At 40.7% G+C, this 18,117-nt stretch carries 17 protein-coding genes; 5 read left to right on the plus strand and 12 right to left on the minus strand.

Features of this window, described 5'->3' with window-relative positions; all coding sequences use genetic code 11:
• Nucleotides 1-172: 172 nt before the first annotated feature.
• The 6 genes from F0227_RS04175 to F0227_RS04200 form a co-directional block, all read right to left on the minus strand.
• Entirely contained in the window at nt 173-502 is a 330-nt protein-coding gene (locus F0227_RS04175) for a TusE/DsrC/DsvC family sulfur relay protein (RefSeq protein ID WP_171751923.1), read from the minus strand.
• 94 nt (nt 503-596) lie between these two features.
• A complete protein-coding gene (locus F0227_RS04180; protein ID WP_171751924.1) occupies nt 597-1,259 on the minus strand; it encodes a Bax inhibitor-1 family protein in 663 nt (220 codons plus the stop codon).
• 239 nt (nt 1,260-1,498) lie between these two features.
• On the minus strand, nt 1,499-2,248 hold the full coding sequence (locus F0227_RS04185; protein WP_171751925.1) for an amino acid ABC transporter ATP-binding protein: 750 nt from the start codon (nt 2,246-2,248) through the stop codon (nt 1,499-1,501).
• 21 nt (nt 2,249-2,269) lie between these two features.
• Nucleotides 2,270-3,367, minus strand: a complete 1,098-nt coding sequence (locus F0227_RS04190; protein ID WP_171751926.1) for an amino acid ABC transporter permease — start codon at nt 3,365-3,367, stop codon at nt 2,270-2,272.
• Nucleotides 3,368-3,369: 2 nt separating this feature from the next.
• Complete coding sequence (locus tag F0227_RS04195) at nt 3,370-4,575, minus strand: amino acid ABC transporter permease (protein WP_171751927.1); 1,206 nt, start codon at nt 4,573-4,575, stop codon at nt 3,370-3,372.
• A gap of 65 nt (nt 4,576-4,640) precedes the next feature.
• Complete coding sequence (locus F0227_RS04200) at nt 4,641-5,648, minus strand: amino acid ABC transporter substrate-binding protein (RefSeq protein ID WP_171752059.1); 1,008 nt, start codon at nt 5,646-5,648, stop codon at nt 4,641-4,643.
• 503 nt (nt 5,649-6,151) lie between these two features.
• On the opposite strand from F0227_RS04200, the gene F0227_RS04205 reads away from it, so the two are divergent.
• Nucleotides 6,152-7,096 (plus strand): bifunctional precorrin-2 dehydrogenase/sirohydrochlorin ferrochelatase, encoded by a 945-nt coding sequence (locus F0227_RS04205; protein WP_171751928.1) that lies wholly within the window; start codon nt 6,152-6,154, stop codon nt 7,094-7,096.
• A gap of 41 nt (nt 7,097-7,137) precedes the next feature.
• Here the strand turns inward: F0227_RS04205 and F0227_RS04210 are convergent, their stop codons facing one another.
• Together F0227_RS04210 and F0227_RS04215 are read right to left on the minus strand one after the other, a co-directional pair.
• Nucleotides 7,138-7,620 (minus strand): YajQ family cyclic di-GMP-binding protein, encoded by a 483-nt coding sequence (locus F0227_RS04210; RefSeq protein WP_171751929.1) that lies wholly within the window; start codon nt 7,618-7,620, stop codon nt 7,138-7,140.
• 10 nt (nt 7,621-7,630) lie between these two features.
• The gene (locus tag F0227_RS04215) at nt 7,631-8,686 is read right to left on the minus strand and encodes a 3-deoxy-7-phosphoheptulonate synthase (protein ID WP_171751930.1); all 1,056 of its coding nucleotides are present in this window, start codon (nt 8,684-8,686) and stop codon (nt 7,631-7,633) included.
• A gap of 348 nt (nt 8,687-9,034) precedes the next feature.
• Between F0227_RS04215 and F0227_RS04220 the strand changes: the two genes are divergently transcribed.
• Nucleotides 9,035-9,511: a DUF4442 domain-containing protein gene (locus F0227_RS04220; RefSeq protein WP_171751931.1), complete on the plus strand. Its 477-nt coding sequence runs from the start codon at nt 9,035-9,037 to the stop codon at nt 9,509-9,511.
• Nucleotides 9,512-9,670: 159 nt separating this feature from the next.
• The gene (locus tag F0227_RS04225) at nt 9,671-10,507 is read left to right on the plus strand and encodes a S1-like domain-containing RNA-binding protein (RefSeq protein WP_171751932.1); all 837 of its coding nucleotides are present in this window, start codon (nt 9,671-9,673) and stop codon (nt 10,505-10,507) included.
• Between the two features lie 286 nt (nt 10,508-10,793).
• Here F0227_RS04225 and rsmF read toward each other — a convergent pair whose 3' ends face one another.
• The 4 genes from rsmF to F0227_RS04245 form a co-directional block, all read right to left on the minus strand.
• Nucleotides 10,794-12,221 (minus strand): 16S rRNA (cytosine(1407)-C(5))-methyltransferase RsmF, encoded by a 1,428-nt coding sequence (gene rsmF / locus F0227_RS04230; protein ID WP_171751933.1) that lies wholly within the window; start codon nt 12,219-12,221, stop codon nt 10,794-10,796.
• Nucleotides 12,222-12,362: 141 nt separating this feature from the next.
• A complete protein-coding gene (locus tag F0227_RS04235; RefSeq protein ID WP_171751934.1) occupies nt 12,363-15,002 on the minus strand; it encodes an MlaD family protein in 2,640 nt (879 codons plus the stop codon).
• An 86-nt stretch (nt 15,003-15,088) separates the two neighbouring features.
• Nucleotides 15,089-16,339 (minus strand): paraquat-inducible protein A, encoded by a 1,251-nt coding sequence (locus F0227_RS04240; protein ID WP_171751935.1) that lies wholly within the window; start codon nt 16,337-16,339, stop codon nt 15,089-15,091.
• Between the two features lie 363 nt (nt 16,340-16,702).
• Nucleotides 16,703-16,882: a hypothetical protein gene (locus F0227_RS04245; protein WP_171751936.1), complete on the minus strand. Its 180-nt coding sequence runs from the start codon at nt 16,880-16,882 to the stop codon at nt 16,703-16,705.
• A gap of 30 nt (nt 16,883-16,912) precedes the next feature.
• Between F0227_RS04245 and F0227_RS04250 the strand changes: the two genes are divergently transcribed.
• On the plus strand, nt 16,913-17,386 hold the full coding sequence (locus F0227_RS04250) for a GAF domain-containing protein (RefSeq protein ID WP_171751937.1): 474 nt from the start codon (nt 16,913-16,915) through the stop codon (nt 17,384-17,386).
• 99 nt (nt 17,387-17,485) lie between these two features.
• On the plus strand, nt 17,486-18,112 hold the full coding sequence (gene proQ, locus F0227_RS04255) for an RNA chaperone ProQ (protein ID WP_171751938.1): 627 nt from the start codon (nt 17,486-17,488) through the stop codon (nt 18,110-18,112).
• Nucleotides 18,113-18,117 lie beyond the last annotated feature (5 nt).

Consider the following 18,117-nt stretch of genomic DNA (forward strand, 5'->3'; position numbering starts at 1 on the left):
CGGCTTCACGAGCAAATGCTTCTAGAGCTTTCTTATCCATGTTGCTTATCCTTAGCCATGACTGGCTTAATTATAAGCAGATACACAAATTAAATTACAGTCTCGGATAAAATAGCGAAAGCAGGGCTGGTAAATCAGGGTGGATATTACTAGCCCAAAGGATAAGTACTCGCTATAGACACTTTGCCGGTTTTGGTAAGCCTGCTAATTTGGTTGCTTGCTTGGCGGGTCCTTTCCGAAATAAGGTAAATAGATATTTGCTACTTCCCTTTTCTTCACCGTACTCTTTTGCCATCGCTTTTACTAACATTCTAATCGCTGGCGATGTGTTGAATTCTTGATAAAAGTTACGCACGAAGTGGATCACTTCTTTATGCGAATCTGTTACTTCTATTCCCTCTGTCTCGGCCAGTAGAGGGATCATTCCTTCGTCCCAATCATCGACATTAAGTAAATAGCCTTCAGGGTCTGTTGCTATTTGTTTGCCCTTGTACTCGAACATATAAATATCCATTGATTTTTTTCAAGAGAATATCGTGTTTTTAGCCAATAAAAAAGCCCGGTATTAAACCGGGCTTTAAAATAGCAGTAATCATTTAGTCGTCGTTCATTACACCTAAGATGCTTAGAAGACTAATGAAGATGTTATAAATAGATACATACAAGGTAATCGTTGCAGAGATGTAGTTTGTTTCTCCGCCGCGAATGATGCCTTGAGTTGTTAGCAAAATAGCGCCAGTAGAGAACAGAATAAACATTCCGCTCAATGCCAGAGACAGTACCGGCATTTGCAAGAAGATATTTGCAATCACACCAACGACCAGTACAACGAAACCAGCAAGCATCATTCCATTAAGAAATGAAAGGTCACGTTTAGTTGTTAACGCGTATGCCGACGCAGACATAAATGCTAATGCTGTACCACCTAACGCTGTTAAAATAACATCACCCATACCTGCACCGATGTACATGTTAAGGATAGGGCCGATGGTATAACCTAAGAAACCAGTAAATAGGAAAGTGAATACCAGTCCCATACCGTTATTACGGTTTTTCTCTGTCAAAAACAGTAAGCCATAAAAACCAACCAACATAATGATTAGGCCTGGGCGTGGTAGATTAAGTGCCATGGAAAATGCTGCAACAACGGCTGACCATAGTAGCGTCATTGATAGCAAGAAATAAGTGTTGCGTAATACTTTGTTTGTTTGAATCACGCTTTGTTGTGTAGACGAGCGAGAAACCATTGGACTGTTCATAATCTTCCTCAAAATGTAACTGACTAATTACTTAGTGTATATATTGGACTGAAAGTTGCATTTTTCAAGTCCTATTTATATAGGAGAATAAGTATTATCCTATATATTGAAAAGGTTAGTTGTTATTGTAGTTGTAACAAAATATTTCGTAACCCCAAAATATCATGATATTTTTGAAAACATCATATTTTTGAAAAAAGGCAGCTAAGCTGCCTCATCTCTATTGTGATGCACTTTAATCAATGACTCAAGATTTGACTCAAGAAGTTTTGAGTTCGATCCGATTGTGGATTTTCAAAGAAGTCTACAGGGTTGTTTTCTTCAATGATCTCTCCTGCATCCATAAAAATAACCCTATCTGCCACCTCTTTGGCGAAACCCATTTCATGCGTGACACATAGCATGGTCATGCCTTCCTCCGCGAGCTCAACCATAACGTCAAGCACTTCTCTCACCATTTCTGGGTCAAGTGCTGAGGTAGGCTCATCAAATAGCATGATCTGAGGGTTCATACATAGTGAGCGAGCAATAGCAACACGCTGTTGTTGACCACCTGAAAGCTGGCCGGGGAATTTTTCGGCCTGATCTGGAATTTTAACGCGTTCTAGATATTTCATAGCAATTTTTTCCGCTTCTTCCTTAGGCATTTTCTTTACCCAGATAGGTGCAAGCGTACAGTTTTCTAAAACGGTCAGATGAGGAAACAAATTAAAGTGCTGGAAACACATCCCAACCTCTTTCCTTACTGCTTCAATATTCTTAAGATCTTCCGTCAGTTCGTTATCTGCTACAACAATCTTTCCTTTTTGATGCTCTTCTAAACGGTTAATACAACGAATCATAGTTGATTTACCGGAACCAGAAGGGCCACAAATAACGATTTTTTCACCTTTCTTAACTTTTAAATTAATGTTTTTAAGCACGTGGAACTCACCGTACCACTTATTCATATCTTCTAATCGAATTACGTAATCTTGTTGCTGCGTCATAATACGTCCTTGAATTCTTAACTATCGTTTGTGACCGGTGTGGAGTTTGTTTTCTAGCCAAATCGAGTATCTCGACATACCAAAACAGAACACCCAGAACACTAACGCGACAAATACATAACTTTCTATGGCAAAACCTAACCACTCAGGGTCGGTGTTCGCCGCTTGACCTATACCTAACACGTCAAACATACCAATTATTAATACCAAACTGGTGTCTTTGAACAAACCAATAAAGGTATTTACAATCGATGGAATGGTAATTTTCAATGCTTGAGGAAGAATGATTAAACCCATTTTCTTCCAGTAGCTTAAGCCCAACGCATCGGCTGCTTCATACTGTCCTTTTGGAATAGCTTGCAAGCCACCGCGAATAACTTCTGCCATATAAGCAGCACTGAACATGACAACGCCAATTAACGCTCTAACTAATTTATCCGTTTCAGATCCTTCAGATAAGAACAGAGGCAACATAACCGATGCCATAAATAGAACGGTAATCAGAGGTACGCCACGCCATACTTCAATGTAGGTGGTACACATACTTCGAATGATTGGCATTTCAGAGCGTCTTCCTAGCGCTAATGCGACGCCGATTGGAAGGGAAACAACGATACCAACAATCGCGATAATTAAGGTTACTAGAAGGCCTCCCCATTTGTGAGTCTCGACGACTTCTAGACCAAATATGCCGCCGTATAAAAGAGCGGTAATGATAAAGGGATAAACATTAACAAAAAACAGCCAGATCCAAGTCCGCTTAGGCGTTTTTTCGTACATAAGTGCTGCGACAAATAGTGCTAATGTTGCGTAAAACAGGCGAGGGCGCCACAGTTCAGCTTCAGGATAGAAGCCATACATAAACTGATCCCATCGAACGCTAATAAATACCCAACATGCCCCGTCACGGCTACAAGCATCTCGAGTTGTACCAATCCAATCAGCGTTAACAAATGCCCAGCCAACAATAGACCAAATCATGCTGATGGCGAGGTAACCAAGTATCAGGGTAACGATGCTATTGATTGGACCGTTAAATAAATTTTTCCTAAGCCAACTCACTAAACCAACGGTATTCGAAGGGGGTGGGAGGTCAGGTTGAAATTGATGCACTTTCATCGTTATCTCTCCACTAAGGCTACTTTTCGGTTATATATATTCATCAGCGCAGAGGTAACGAGGCTGAGAGTAAGATATACCGCCATGGTCATTGCGATGATTTCAATCGCTTGACCTGTCTGGTTTAGGGTCGTTCCTGCAAATACGGAAACTAAATCTGGATAACCAATCGCCATTGCTAATGATGAGTTTTTAGTTAAGTTTAAGTATTGGCTGGTTAGTGGTGGAATAATTATGCGCAATGCTTGTGGTATGACAATGAGCTTAAGTGTTCTATTTCGAGGCAAACCTAAAGACATTGCGGCTTCTGTTTGTCCATGGTTCACGGCATTGATACCGGAACGAACTATTTCCGCGATGAAGGAGGCCGTGTATATACTTAATGCCAAAAGTAACGCTGCTAGTTCGGGTAAAATACTGATACCACCACGGAAGTTAAATCCTTTTAGTACTGGAAGTTCAGCAGAGATTGGTGAACCAGCCATGAAATAAACCACGGTTGGAAAGAGAATGCATAACAGTAGTACAACACGCCCAATTGGAAGTTGCTGTCCGGTTAGCTTTTGTCGGTTTTTTGCCCAAATATTAATAAATATTGTCGCAACAACGCCAATTAAAAATGTTGCTACAACAAAACCACTTCCTTGTTCAAACACTGGCGCCGGAAAGTAAAGACCACGTACATTGAGGAAAATAGCTTCACCTAGGCTCATACTATCTCTGGCGGAAGGGAGGGCTTGTAATACAGCAAAATACCAAAAGAATATCTGTAGTAATAATGGAATATTTCGGAAAATTTCAATATATACAGCGGCTAGACGACTTACCAACCAGTTAGAAGATAATCTCGCTATACCAACGGTAAAACCAACGACCGTGGCGAGAATAATACCTAAGAAAGATACTAAGGCGGTGTTGAGGAGGCCAATGATGAATGTTCGACCATAAGAGAATGTTTCATCATATTCTACCAGCGTTAAACCTATGCCAAACCCGGCTTCTTGACTCAAGAAATCAAAGCCTGTCGCAATACCTCGAGCTTCAAGGTTACTTAATGCATTATTTACAATGGTATAAAAAAAGTAACTTAGAGCCAGTATCGCAATAAGTTGAAAGACGACAGATCGAAACGTAGGGTTATACAGGAGGTTGGTGTTTTTGGGTACCAAAGATGTTGAATCTGGTACATTTGTATTAGTGGGTTTCATACAGCTTTAACCTCAAAAATTCATTGAATAAAGGGCGGTTTTCACCGCCCATCACTACTATCCAATTAACGAATTGGTGGAGCGTACATGAAGCCACCATTGTTCCATAAGGCATTAACGCCTCGAGAAATCTTAAGTGGAGATCCTTCACCTACAGTTGCATCAAATAGCTCACCGTAGTTACCTACTTGTTTAATTACCTGATAACCCCAGTCATCACTGATACCAAGAGCTTTACCTTTTGGTCCGTCAACGCCTAAGATACGTTTGATGTTAGGATCTTTCGACTTCAACATTTCATCCGCATTTTGTGATGAAATACCATACTCTTCAGCATTAATCATGGCTGAAAGTGTCCACTTAGCAATGTTGAACCACTGATCATCGCCTTGACGAACAACTGGGCCTAGCGGCTCTTTTGAGATGATCTCTGGTAGAACTACTGCTGAGCTTGGATCTTTCAAGTTAAGGCGAAGTGCATATAGACCAGACTGATCGGTAGTTAGCACGTCACAACGTCCTGAATCAAACCCTTTCGATGTTTGAGCTGCTGTATCGAATACAACTGGCTTATAAGACATATTATTGTTGCGGAAGTAGTCTGCTAAGTTAAGTTCAGTTGTCGTTCCTGACTGCACACATACTGATGCGCCATCAAGTTCTTTCGCACTCTTAAGACCAAGTCCTTTATTTACCATGAAGCCTTGACCATCATAATAAGTTACCCCAACAAAGTTTAATCCTAGTGCGGTATCACGATGAAGAGTCCAAGTTGTATTTCGAGAAAGAATATCAATTTCACCAGATTGAAGAGCGGTAAAGCGTTCTTTTGCGGTAAGAGGGACATACTTAACTTTCGTTTTGTCGCCAAGTACTGCAGCCGCGAGAGCCTGACAGTAGGCAACGTCAATGCCTTCCCACTCACCTTTAGAGTTAGGGTTAGAGAAGCCAGGTAGACCTGTACTCACGCCACACGTCAAGTAGTCTTTAGATTCGACTTTAGACAGCGTACCTTCAGATGATGACGCGACTGCAGCAGGAGCAGCAGTGCTAGCGCTAGATTGGCTTTTCATTTCTTCGATTTGTTTTTCAAGAGCGCTAATACGATCCTTATCAGCTTGACTACTGGTTTCTCCACATCCCGCTAATGCAAGCAGTACTGCAGACGAAATTAAACCGATTTTAATCTTAGATTGCATATAATATCCCTATCTTATGTTTGAGCTAACTTACTCTTACGGACAAAGCACCCATTTAGTATGTTGTTAGGTGCATTAAGTTAATTGCGTTAGTATTGTCTAATTTGTTGAGCGCGATTCTTAACTGACATTAGAATGACGAAATGTAGCATATTTGTAAATAGTGCAATGGTGTCACTCATAGTGCATCTCGTTGTTTAGTCTGAATATGGAGCTATTTGTAGACATATATGCTGCTTTATTGCGATAAATTAACGGGGATATCTGCAATGAAACGGAAATTTAATAGTTAATAGTTTCAAATGTAAACATTGTGTTAATTTTATGCCCGATTTTGGTGCGAAACCTTCTAGTTATGATGGAGTATTAAGAGCAAGATGCAGTATTTTCCACTTTTTTATGATTTAAATGGTAAGAATGTCTTGGTTGTTGGCGGTGGTGATGTGGCCACACGTAAAGTGGATATGCTAGTGAGGGCGGGGGCTAGAGTGACGATTGTTTCACCTCAGTTAACATCTTCTCTGCATGAACTTGTTGATTCAGGCGTTTGTCAGTGGCTAAGTCAACCTTACTCATCTGATCTGATGACGGGTTTTGTTCAAGCTTGGGCTGCGACTGATGACTCAGAACTGAATCACGAAGTGCATAAAAATGCCAAAAGTAGTGGGGTAATGGTTAATGTCGTGGATGACAAACCTTATTGTGATTTTATTACTCCATCTGTGGTGAATAGGGGGAGAATTCAAGTTGCAATTTCTAGTGGAGGCGCCTCTCCTGTACTGGTACGAAATATAAGAAAAAAGATTGAGATGCTGCTAGAGCAGAATATCTCTCTATACGCAGAATATGCTGCAAGAAAACGACAAGAGATTCAGGACGAATTTGTGACGGTTGCTGAACGGAGAGCATTTTGGGAACGATTTTTTGACGATAAATCAATAAGTTTAGTGAGCACAGAGCAAGAGCTTGATGAGATATATTATCGAGTGTTACAAGGCAAAATAAAAGAGACAGTGTCACATAATTGGATAGAGTTTGGTGAAGATGTTGAACTGATTTCTATCAAGACTTTACGAATAATGCAGCTTGCAGACATTGTCTATTACCCAACGTCGTGTCCATTTGACTTTGTTGACCTGTGTAGGCGAGATGCGGATAGAGTCGAGTATCAGGATTTGCAACAGCTTTCCGAGTTGTTGACGAAAAAATGCTCTGAGGAAATGCGACAAATATGCATATTTATCCCAAAAGGTGACTTGGATGTTGATGATCTTAAAGGTATTAACCGTTTAAATAATAACCTGTTTAAGGTTGTAGGTTAGGGAAGCGAGGCTTCCCTAGATGTGCACTTATCAACGATTTATTAGTCTCTAAAGTTGTCAAACTGGAACGGTTGGCCGAGTTCAGTTTCTTTAATTAGTGCGATTGCTGTTTGTAAGTCGTCACGTTTTTTGCCAGTGACTCGCACTTTATCACCTTGTATTGAAGCTTGAACTTTTAGTTTGGCGTCTTTTAGTGCCTTAACCAATTTCTTAGCAACCGGTGTTTCGATTCCCTGCTTGAACTGAACGTCTTGATACCAGTTTTTACCAGACTGATCTTTGTCTTTAGATTCCATTGCTGAGGCATCAACACCTCGCTTAGCGAGATTCGCACGCAAGATATCCAGCATTTGTCTTAGCTGAAAGTCATCTTGTGCCGCGAGCTTTACCGTTTCGTCTTTCAACTCAAAACTGGCTTCAACGTTACGAAAATCAAAACGAGTAGATAGCTCACGGTTTGAATTATCGACAGCATTTTTTAGTTCAACTAAATCGATTTCCGAAATAACATCAAAAGATGGCATAGTTTTACTCCTATTTATTTACGCTTTTTATCGCATCTGCCAGCTCATCGAGCATAGACACAGTATCTTGCCAGCTTAGGCAAGGATCGGTTATGGATTTTCCATAGGTTAATGAAGAGAGGTCATCCATTGGTTGATTTCCTTCTTCTATAAAGCTTTCAGCCATAATGCCAGCGATATTCTGGCTACCAGAACGAATTTGCTGACAGATATCTTTGGCGACATCCAATTGTTTACGATGCTGTTTTTCGCAATTAGCGTGACTAAAGTCGACCACTAGCCTCTCTGGCAAATTAAATTCTGCCAATCTATCGCATGCGGAACGAATGGATGATTGATCGAAATTAGGGCCCGTGTCACCGCCTCTAAGAATAACATGTCCCCATGGATTACCGCTGGTGCGATATACGGTCATACGGCCATTTTTATCTGGAGAGTAGAAATAGTGGCTAGCATGAGAAGCACGGATAGCATCTATGGCTGTTTTTACATTACCATTGGTACCGTTCTTAAATCCTACAGGACAAGAAAGAGCCGATGCCATTTCTCGGTGTATTTGAGACTCAGTCGTTCTTGCTCCAATCGCGCCCCATGTGATCAAGTCGGCAATATATTGTCCGGTGATCATATCTAAAAATTCAGTCGCTGTTGCGAGGCCAAGTTTATTGATATCTAGTAACAATTTACGGGCTCTATTTAAGCCAGTTTCTAAGGCATAGGAGCCATCTAGATTTGGGTCGGTAATGAGTCCCTTCCAACCAACAACAGTACGCGGTTTTTCAAAATAACTACGCATAACAATAAATAGTTCGTCAGAGTAGTTGTCTTGGATATCCGCTAATCGACGAGCGTAATCTAAAGCAGCATCAGTGTCGTGTATTGAGCAAGGACCAACGATCACTAACAAGCGATTGTCGTGGCCGTTTAATATTTTGTCTATTTGCTTACGAGAATATTCGATTCTTTCTGCAACATCATCGGTAATCGGGTGTTGAGCAACTAGTTCTGCTGGAGTGGGCATCGGCCCGAGTGGCTGAGTTCTCAGCTCATCAGTTTTTAATGGCATTTGTGCAACTGTATTTCTTATGGCGAAGGGCTAAAGATAACGGAAATAGAATCAGTAATAAACTATGTTTTCGAATCATTTAAAAAAAAATCTTCTTTAAGGTGTAAATATATTCATGAGACCGATAGACAAGGGATTTGGAGCGGTCGTTCTATTAAGTTTCAAGCGATAAGTAACAGGAGTGAGCGCTGTTGATGTATCTAAATAATGCATTTACACACCTTTTTGGGCGAATGGTCGTTTTCTTGAGTAATTAGTCTAATGTTTGCAGCATTTTGTTAACATTGTATTGACAATTAAAACTTTCATCGCTTTACTGGTCCAATCAGTTATTAATTTGGTGTTTATATGCTCTCTAACTTAACGAAAATGAACTTATATCTAAATCTATTTGCCTTTACTAAAGTCCCGTTAATTTGGTTGTGTCGGCCAAAAATCATTGCGATAGATGAAGAGAAAGTGGTGGTTAAAATTCCATTGCGAAGAAGAACAAAGAATCACCTCAATAGCATGTATTTCGGCGTATTGGCTGTGGGCGCAGATGTTGCCGGTGGTTTTCTCGCCATGAGCAAAGCAAAAGAGAACAATAAGAAAGTTTCTTTGGCTTTTAAAGAGGTTCAAGGGCGTTTTCTTAAACGACCTGAGGCGGATGTTGTATTCACCTGCAGTGAGGGGAAATCAATAGATACTCTTTTAGAGGAGAGTTTTCGTACTGGGGAGCGTGTTAACCGCTCTGTTAAGATTATTGCGACATGTCCATCTATTAATGGTGACGAGCCAATGGCAGAGTTTGACCTGACACTCTCAATTAAAGTTATAAACTAGGGTGTTGACCATACGAGTAATGGTTTACTGACTCGTGATAACGAATGGAAGAGAATAGGGCGTGATTGGCGCTAAGCCAAAACAGAGCTCTTCGGTGCTCGCTTCTTATTATGGATTGGGTATAATCCTCCCCTCTAATAAAGTGACGAGTATAGATAGATGATTAAAGTTGGCCAGGTAAACACCTTAGAGGTCGTTAAAGTAGAAGATTTCGGTCTGTTTTTAGACGCTGGTGATTATGGCAGTGTTATGTTACCAAAACGTTTTGTTTCACAAGAAGTAACGATTGGGCAATCTTTAAATGTCTTTTTATATTTTGATTCAGACAGCCAGTTAACGGCAACAACCGAACAACCCATCGCTCAAGTTGGTGAGTGGGGAATGATGGAAGTTGTTGGTGTCAATAACACGGGTGCCTTTGTAGACTGGGGAATTGGTAAGAAAGATCTTCTTATTCCATATAGTGAGCAACGATCTCGATTAAATGTAGGACAAAGCATTTTAGTCTATGTATATAGTGATCGTGCTTCAGGTCGTATTGTAGGCACTACCAAGTTTAATAAGATACTGGACAAAACGCCTGCTAAATATAGTCACAATCAGCGTGTTGAATTACTTATTGCAGAAAGAAGTGAACTCGGTTTTAAAGCGATCGTTGAAGGTATGCACTGGGGAATGATTTTCTCTTCAGATGTATTTGGTAAACTCTATATCGGCAAGAAACTTAACGGTTATATAAAAAATATCCGTGACGATGGAAAGATCGATCTTTCATTACAGAAGGTCGGAGTGAGTAAGATGGATGATTTAAGTGAAAAAATAATTGATCTACTCAATAAGAAAGAAGGATTTTTGCCACTGAATGATAAATCTTCACCTGAGGCGATATTTGCTCTATTTAGAACCAGTAAAGGAACATTTAAAAAGAGTATTGGTGGGCTATATAAAGCTGGCAAGATTACGATAGAGAAAGATGGCATTTATCTCACGAAATAATATCTGTTTTTTACCAAATTAAGGCTCTCAATAGGGCCTTAATTATTTGTATTATGTTTTGAATAGGCTGGTTAAAAAATTAGCGTTTTTGCCTCTGTTCAAAAAAGAGCCCAGCATTTTCAATGGCTGGGCTTAGGGGAAAGGTTCTAAACTGAGTATTTGAAGAATAGAACCTACGCTTAATTGAGTAACGCTAAACTTCCAAGTAAATTGCTATTTAATTACTATTAGTTTAGTACAGCTTTGGCGCTTTACCAGTATATACTTGGAACAGTACTCTAATTACTTAAAATAGATTAGCGTCGCGCACCAGTTCTCTGGGTAGACCATTTTTTACTCGGTTTCCTACCCACTTGCCTAACCCTATTATGTCTTGACCAAGTTTAACGATCACTTCGCCTTTTCCGCTAATATTCTCGGGGCGAATATCTCTTCCCATGTACCACTCTCTGGCGTTATCGGTAGAGACCTCAATCGCACTATGTTCTTCCCCTGTTGCCAGTGCCATTACCATTTCATGCTGCCATTTGTAGCCTTTCTTGTGAGTTTCCGCCAGCTTTATACCCATACGTGAAAAACGGATCTCGCCAATAAAATTGTCTAGCTGAGCCGGAAATAGCCATACTTCTTTATCTCTAATCCACAGATGTCCATCAGTTGGTAAAGATATGTCTAAGTCGTCTTTGAGCGATTGAATAATATCTTGTTGCTCTTTTACTGATGCTTTTGAAAATGGAAATTTTCCAAGTCTCTTGTTCACCTCTGGGGCTTCAGTACTGGCAAGTTTAACAATGCTGGCGATAAAGAAACCTTCGCTATCGAAACATTGAGGATAAACGTGCAAGAATCCTTCTTCAGTTAATGCGTCTTGGCAACCGTCGAATAAACCAGACAGAGACTCAAATTGTACCTGATCGGGAAATCGTTGCTTAAGGTGATGACAAACTTGCTGGTTCTCTTCTTCACTCAGTGTGCAAGTAGAGTAAATTAATCTGCCGCCGGGTTTGAGGGCGTGAAAGGCGCTTTCAATAAGATCCTTCTGCGTACGTGCGATGTCTAGCACAGATTCATGACTCCAGTTTTTCATGGCATCAGCGTCTTTGCGAACCGCGCCTTCGCCGGAACAGGGTGCATCTAATAATATGGCGTCAAACTGTTCAGGTAACCAGCCACCAAATACCCGGCCATCAAAGTGTGTTATAGCGATATTTCGAACGCCACAACGTTGGATGTTGGAGTGCAAAATTTTAACTCTGCTAGCGGAAAACTCGTTTGCAACCAGCAGACCTTCATTGTTCATGGCCGCGGCAATTTGTGTGGTTTTGGAACCGGGTGCTGCGGCAACATCTAGTACGGTATTCAACAGGTGTTGATTTAGATGAAACAGTGCTGTCGCAGGCATCATTGAGCTTGCTTCCTGGATATAATACAGTCCTGCCATATGTTCAGCTGTGTTACCTAATGGTGTTTCTGACGACTGGTCATAATCGATCCAAAAGCCAGTGTCACACCAAGGTACAGGCGTAAGTTTCCAGCCTTTTTTCTTTGCTCTATCAATAAATTGCTTAACAGAGATTTTAAGCGTGTTGACTCTAATGCTCTTTCTTAATGGCTGTTTACAAGAAGCGATAAACTCATCCATATCTAAGTGAGCTGGGAGTTGTTGCTCAATATGAGAGAGAAATTCGTCAGGAAGTTGTATGTTTGCGTGCACTGCAGTTACTCAGCAGATTAAATAGTGCTGGCTATTCTATCTTTATCACCAAGTTAGCTCAATTGAATTAACAGAGTAAACCTTGAGCCCCTTAGTCGGTAACAAGTACTCACTAAGGGGCAGGAGATTAGGATTGGAGCGTTATTGAGGCTTTGGAATAGCGGTACGCCACTGAGTCCACTGCTCGAGAGGTTGTTCATGGAGGAGAAAAGAGTGCTCTTTAGCCGCAGGAGGCGCTAAGTTGCTCTTTTCTGGAGTAGCAAAGGCAATGCCGCCGCGAAGTAGGCTATCGAAAGTGCCTGCTCTAATTTGAGCGCCTGAAAGGCCAATGGTCACATCAACACCGGACACGTTCCAGAAAACAGTATCTTCCCTTACTAAATACGCATACTCATTATCGATCTCTATAGTGGATATTACCCGGTCAGCAAATGTTCCAAGTTCGACTTTAGTTACTCGGCCAACTTCTATATCTCTATACAATACAGGAGTATCAATATTTATAGAGTCGCGATGCTGGCTTTGTAGGGTAAACTGAACACTGTTGGTCTTTTTAGCTTGAGCATGGAGAACAAATTGGCTGCTATTTTTGCCTTCTCCTGGAGAAACCTGAATATAACTGGCAATTAAAGAGTCTAAATTCTTGATGCCATTAAGGCCAACTTCTGGTGCTGCGACCCAAAAGTAACTGGTTTTTCGAGTTATGTTATCTGTGTATTCAGGTTTAATACGAGCAATGATCTGCGTTGATTTTTGCGCGAAGTTAGCTTTTGTCGAGATCACTTCTCCGACAATGACGCCTTGATATTTTATTGCCGTGCCTTTTTGAATACCGGTTGATTCTGTCGTGACCAGACTGATGGTCGCACCATATTTGCGTGCTTGTTCGATGCTATCGTACAACCGCCATGATTTACCGTGTTTGTTTTCTACGCCCGCAATAGAGTCAAATGCGATACCGCCTTGTAATAAGGATTTCAGTGGTGCAGTTCTTATATTAACGCCGGTTAAGCTTGCATTTACCTCGATACCTGAATGGTTCCAAAATACCGTCTCATCAGTAATTAAGTTGCGGTAGCGGTTTTCGATTTGAACATTGATGTTTACTCCCTGAGTCGTCAATGTATAACCAGATACCTTGCCCACTTGTAAATTCCTATATAAAAGAGGGCTTCCTTTACTTACTGGCGGTAATGTGTCGGCCATTAAGGTGAGTGTTTTTGAACCCGTTTGATTATAAATAGCGATTTCAGCGAGAGGGCGGTTAGCATATAACTGGTAACTATTTTTAGGCTTATCTGTACCGTCGCTAATAAAGCTGATAGAACCAGTGAGAAGTTGTTTTGCTGGTGGAATCGAGACGCTAACGCCGGATTCAGTGAGCTCGGCATTCGCACTGCCGTTTACATAAAAGCGGTTTCTCGATTTTAGTAAATAGCGATAGTCGCTATCGATTAATGCCGTGATTGATACCTTCTCATCGATAAGCTCCACATGAGAGATATAACCTACCTCTATCCCTTTATATAAAATATCTGTACCGGATGAGAGCCCATAGGATTGGTCAGAGACTAACGTTATGGCAATAGAGTGTGCGTTTCTCTTTAGTAGTTCATCTTTTCTAATCGCAATAAATTGTCGAGATTTCTCACCTTCGCCCGGGATAACAGAAAGAAAGTTACCGGTGACCAGATTAGAGAGGTTATTGATCTCGGTAATAGAAACTTTTGCTTCCTCAAGCATAAATTGTGAACCCGTATTTAACATATCGGAAAACGACGGTTGAATGGCCGCAGAGGCGATAATGTTGTTTCTACCTTCGCTAAAAGATAAGTCGGTTATTTGGCCTATTTCTAATCCACGATACATTATCGGTGCGCCGCTATGACGAATCTTATTGTCATCAGGCAGTTCAATCTTGATTGGAATACCTCGGCCAGCAGTTTTTAAGTCTCGGTATAACTTAAACTCTCTATTTTGTTCGATCGACGCGCCGCCATCAGGTGAGTCTACGGCGATAGCACCTGTTATAAGGGCGCTCAAACTTTCAAATTGGACATCAACCCCATTGAAGCCAATTTGCGCCCCAGCACCACTGACATTCCAAAAACGACTTTCGTCGGTAATAATGTGGGCATACTCGTTTTTGATAAACGCTTTAATAAGCACAGAGTCGCCATTATCATCCAATTTATAACTGTAGACTTCTCCGATAGGGATTTTACGGTAGACAATTTGAGAGCCGATAGAGAGAGAGCCTAAATCACGAGATTTTAAAGTGATGTTTAACCCTTGCGAGGCTTGTAAATCCGCCGGTCTTCCTTCAAGTGCGGTATATGTTTTAGGAATGTCGTCACCGTCATGAATCTCAGAGGCTGGCTGAATAGAAATATAGTTACCTGAAACGAGCGCATCCAGACCGGATATTCCCGAAATACTCGCGGTAGGTTTTACTAACCAAAAACGAGTGTCTGCGCCGAGGAGTTTGGTTGCTTCCGGATAAATGTCAGCATCTACATATATACTTTCTAAGTCTGGGGACAAGGAGATATCCCTTACCATTCCCACTTCTAAACCTTGATAGCGAATCGTCGTTCTTCCAGCAATCAGCCCTTGAGCATCAGAGAAATAAATTTGCACACGTTGGCCAGCTTCATTGATTGCATTCAGTACCAACCATCCTGCGAGTACTAATGTAATGATAGGCAGTATCCATAGTGGCGACACTCCGTAATCTTTTTTAACATTCGGTTTGTATATTTGAGACTCAGAATCACTCATTTAAACACTCTTATAATTATTCAGGGGTAGACCAAGGTATTTATGCCAATAAGCTAATTATGTACTAAGACAATGCGCCATTTGAATTACTGTGAAGTGGCTGACTTATCTTTATTTTTTTGATCCCAAATTAGCCGCGGATCAAAATTTTCTGTCGCTAACATGGTTAATATTACAACGACACCAAATGCAACGGCACCAAATCCAGGGGTGAAGTTTAGTATTTGACCTCTATCCACTAGGGTCATCATAATTGATATTACAAATAGATCCATTACCGACCATTTCCCAATCCATTTCACTACAAAATATATGACCATCCTCTGTTTTTTAAAACTTTTTTGGCCAAGTTGGATAGAAAGAAGTATGTAACTCATACCAATAATTTTAGCGACTGGAACGATGATACTGGCCACAAAAATGATCAGTGCGATACCATACATGTCTTTAGTAATTAGACCGGCGACGCCGGAAAAAATGGTATCTTCGATTCTCTTGCCGTTAGTAAATAAAATGGAAATCGGAATAATGTTTGCTGGAATAATAAATGCCGCAGCAGCCACCAATAGCGCCCATGTTTTTTGTACGGAATGAGGTTTACGCTTAGTTAACTTGCTACGACAGCGGAGGCATTTATTCGAGATAGGTTGAGATAAGTTGCATTGGTCGCACTGTTCTTTTATTTCGGTGAGTTGGTAACTCTCTTCTGACTGCCACGCTTCCCAGTAACGCCTGACACTGATTCGAGTAACCAGCATCAACATAAATAGCTGAAGTAAAATAATACCTAATAACCCGGGGCCAACAAAAATATCTGAGTAATCTCGTAGTTTAAAGCAAGAGATAGCCAAACTAACTAAGAATACATCTAACATCATCCACTGTTTGAGTTTTTGCATCACCATCAATGAGTAACGAAATGGTTTAAACCAACGTCTACTCAATGATAGATGGTTGATGATGACAGCAATACATACTGATAGCGGTGCGATTGAGCTGCAAAATAGGATGAGAATGCCTAAACCGACAAAACCTTCCTGCATTAAGGTAAATGTACCAGAGGGTAGCGTGGCTGGAATCATCACGCCAACCAAACGAATACTGATAAAAGGAAAAAAATGAGAAGGGATAAATAAAAGTAAGCAAGTTAGTGCCAGAGCGAGGTTGCCGATTATTGGTTGCAGCCCCCCTTTATACAACTTGGTTCCGCACCGCGGGCAGTAAGCACTTTTTCCTGCTTCAATAGCTTCAGTTGATATTGTTAGCTCACACCCTTTACATAGTCGAGCATGCGTTGGGTGATCACTGCTGTCTGCTTGTTGAGTCGTAGAGGTCATAATAAATTAGACGATAGTCCATTTGTCTAGTTAAGCCAATTAAATAATCTGCGTACGCAAAATTATTTTAGATGATATTTTTCAAGTATTCTGATGTGAAAGTTGTTTGTACGCTTACTTAATGGCCATTTGTTGGTTTCGCTTGCTTTACGAGAGTGTCACTGAGTGACATCAATTCGTTGTTAGCTTTACGCTTTAGCAGAGTAGTAAAGGTACTTCAATTTTATATGATAAATCAACTGCTCCTATTTAATAACTAACTGTTATTTGAGGTTAGATACGTTTGTGGGTATCGTGATTGCGGTCGTCTTTAAGCTATTGACCAATAATCGCTTGTAAGCACATTATGACTCATTACATTTTCTATGCTTTAATAATCCATTCAATGGACTGAATCGTGATCAGTTCCAATGAGTAGAATTTAACACTTTCAGTTAAGGTAGTTGTACCTAAAGAGTTTAAAGTGGCATCACCATTTATAGCATCTAATGCAGAAATGGCGTTATGAATCGACTTAAACTCCGGACTAATTAACTGAACCATATAAATACACTGTTAAGACATCAATATATTATGCAAATAGAGCACTACCAAACATTAACTAAACAAGCTGTCGCGTTACTCGAATCTGAATCTGATCTAATCGCTAATCTGTCTAATTTATCAGCGTTACTGAACATGTCGCTTGATGAAATCAATTGGGTTGGTTTTTATCTTGTTAAAAGTGACGAACTGGTTTTAGGCCCATTTCAAGGTTTACCTGCCTGTGTAAGAATTCCAATGGGTAAGGGCGTGTGTGGTACAGCCGCAGCAACAAATAGCGTACAACGTATAGCGGATGTGCATTCATTTGCGGGACATATTGCCTGTGATGCGCAAAGTAACTCAGAAATTGTTATCCCATTTTCTATTAACGGAAAGCTAGTTGGTGTACTGGATATTGACAGTCCAACCATCGCTAGATTTGACGAAAATGACCAGCAAGGATTGGTTTATCTTATGAAAGAAGTCGAAAAGCTGCTTAATTCGCACGCTAACGATGAATAAAATGAGTGAACATAGTGGTTTTTCATAAGCATCTCACTATAATAGCCCAAATATTTGTAAGAACGATCCGCGGATAAACCGCAAAAACCAGGAACCGACATGGAAAACACTGAAAAGTTAAAAAACAGCAAAGAAGTGATTGCGTATATTGCTGAATGTTTCCCGAACTGCTTTACTCTAGAAGGTGAAGCTAAGCCACTAAAAATTGGCATCTTTCAAGATCTTGCCGAAAGACTGGCTGAAGACGAAAAAGTAAGCAAAACTCAGCTTCGTGCTGCATTGCGACAATATACTTCATCATGGCGATACCTTCATGGTGTTAAAGCCGGCGCTGTACGTGTTGACCTAGACGGAAATGCATGTGGTGAGTTAGAAGAAGAACATGTCGAGCATGCCAAAACAGCACTTGCTGAAAGTAAGGCTAAAGTACAAGCTCGTAGAAAAGAACAAGCAAACAAAGCTCGTGAAGAAGCAAAAGCTAAAGCGAAAAAGCCTCAACAACGCCGTGCTAAGCCGACTAAACAAGCTAAACAAAATACTAAGCCTGCAGCACCTGAAACTCGTTTACTTACATCAGATGAATTAATTGTTGGATCTGACGTGAACGTGAACATGGGCAAAGGAAATATGGCTGCAACGATAGTTGAAATTAATAAGGATGATGTGCGTGTTCGCCTAACCAATGGTCTTCAAATGGTGGTTAAAGCGGAACACCTGCGCGCATAAAGGAG

It is taken from the genome of Vibrio sp. 99-8-1 (genome assembly GCF_013114595.1).
In the GTDB taxonomy this organism is placed as follows: Bacteria; Pseudomonadota; Gammaproteobacteria; order Enterobacterales; family Vibrionaceae; genus Vibrio.

Excerpts from the sequence above, each read along its gene's own strand:
- F0227_RS04175 (WP_171751923.1), bottom strand. The coding sequence starts at position 502 with ATGTTCGAGTACAAGGGCAAACAAATAGCAACAGACCCTGAAGGCTAT.
- F0227_RS04180 (WP_171751924.1), bottom strand. The coding sequence starts at position 1,259 with ATGAACAGTCCAATGGTTTCTCGCTCGTCTACACAACAAAGCGTGATT.
- F0227_RS04185 (WP_171751925.1), bottom strand. The coding sequence starts at position 2,248 with ATGACGCAGCAACAAGATTACGTAATTCGATTAGAAGATATGAATAAG.
- F0227_RS04190 (WP_171751926.1), bottom strand. The coding sequence starts at position 3,367 with ATGAAAGTGCATCAATTTCAACCTGACCTCCCACCCCCTTCGAATACC.
- F0227_RS04195 (WP_171751927.1), bottom strand. The coding sequence starts at position 4,575 with ATGAAACCCACTAATACAAATGTACCAGATTCAACATCTTTGGTACCC.
- F0227_RS04200 (WP_171752059.1), bottom strand. The coding sequence starts at position 5,648 with ATGAAAAGCCAATCTAGCGCTAGCACTGCTGCTCCTGCTGCAGTCGCG.
- F0227_RS04205 (WP_171751928.1), top strand. The coding sequence starts at position 6,152 with ATGCAGTATTTTCCACTTTTTTATGATTTAAATGGTAAGAATGTCTTG.
- F0227_RS04210 (WP_171751929.1), bottom strand. The coding sequence starts at position 7,620 with ATGCCATCTTTTGATGTTATTTCGGAAATCGATTTAGTTGAACTAAAA.
- F0227_RS04215 (WP_171751930.1), bottom strand. The coding sequence starts at position 8,686 with ATGCCATTAAAAACTGATGAGCTGAGAACTCAGCCACTCGGGCCGATG.
- F0227_RS04220 (WP_171751931.1), top strand. The coding sequence starts at position 9,035 with ATGCTCTCTAACTTAACGAAAATGAACTTATATCTAAATCTATTTGCC.
- F0227_RS04225 (WP_171751932.1), top strand. The coding sequence starts at position 9,671 with ATGATTAAAGTTGGCCAGGTAAACACCTTAGAGGTCGTTAAAGTAGAA.
- F0227_RS04235 (WP_171751934.1), bottom strand. The coding sequence starts at position 15,002 with ATGAGTGATTCTGAGTCTCAAATATACAAACCGAATGTTAAAAAAGAT.
- F0227_RS04240 (WP_171751935.1), bottom strand. The coding sequence starts at position 16,339 with ATGACCTCTACGACTCAACAAGCAGACAGCAGTGATCACCCAACGCAT.
- F0227_RS04245 (WP_171751936.1), bottom strand. The coding sequence starts at position 16,882 with ATGGTTCAGTTAATTAGTCCGGAGTTTAAGTCGATTCATAACGCCATT.
- F0227_RS04250 (WP_171751937.1), top strand. The coding sequence starts at position 16,913 with ATGCAAATAGAGCACTACCAAACATTAACTAAACAAGCTGTCGCGTTA.
- proQ (WP_171751938.1), top strand. The coding sequence starts at position 17,486 with ATGGAAAACACTGAAAAGTTAAAAAACAGCAAAGAAGTGATTGCGTAT.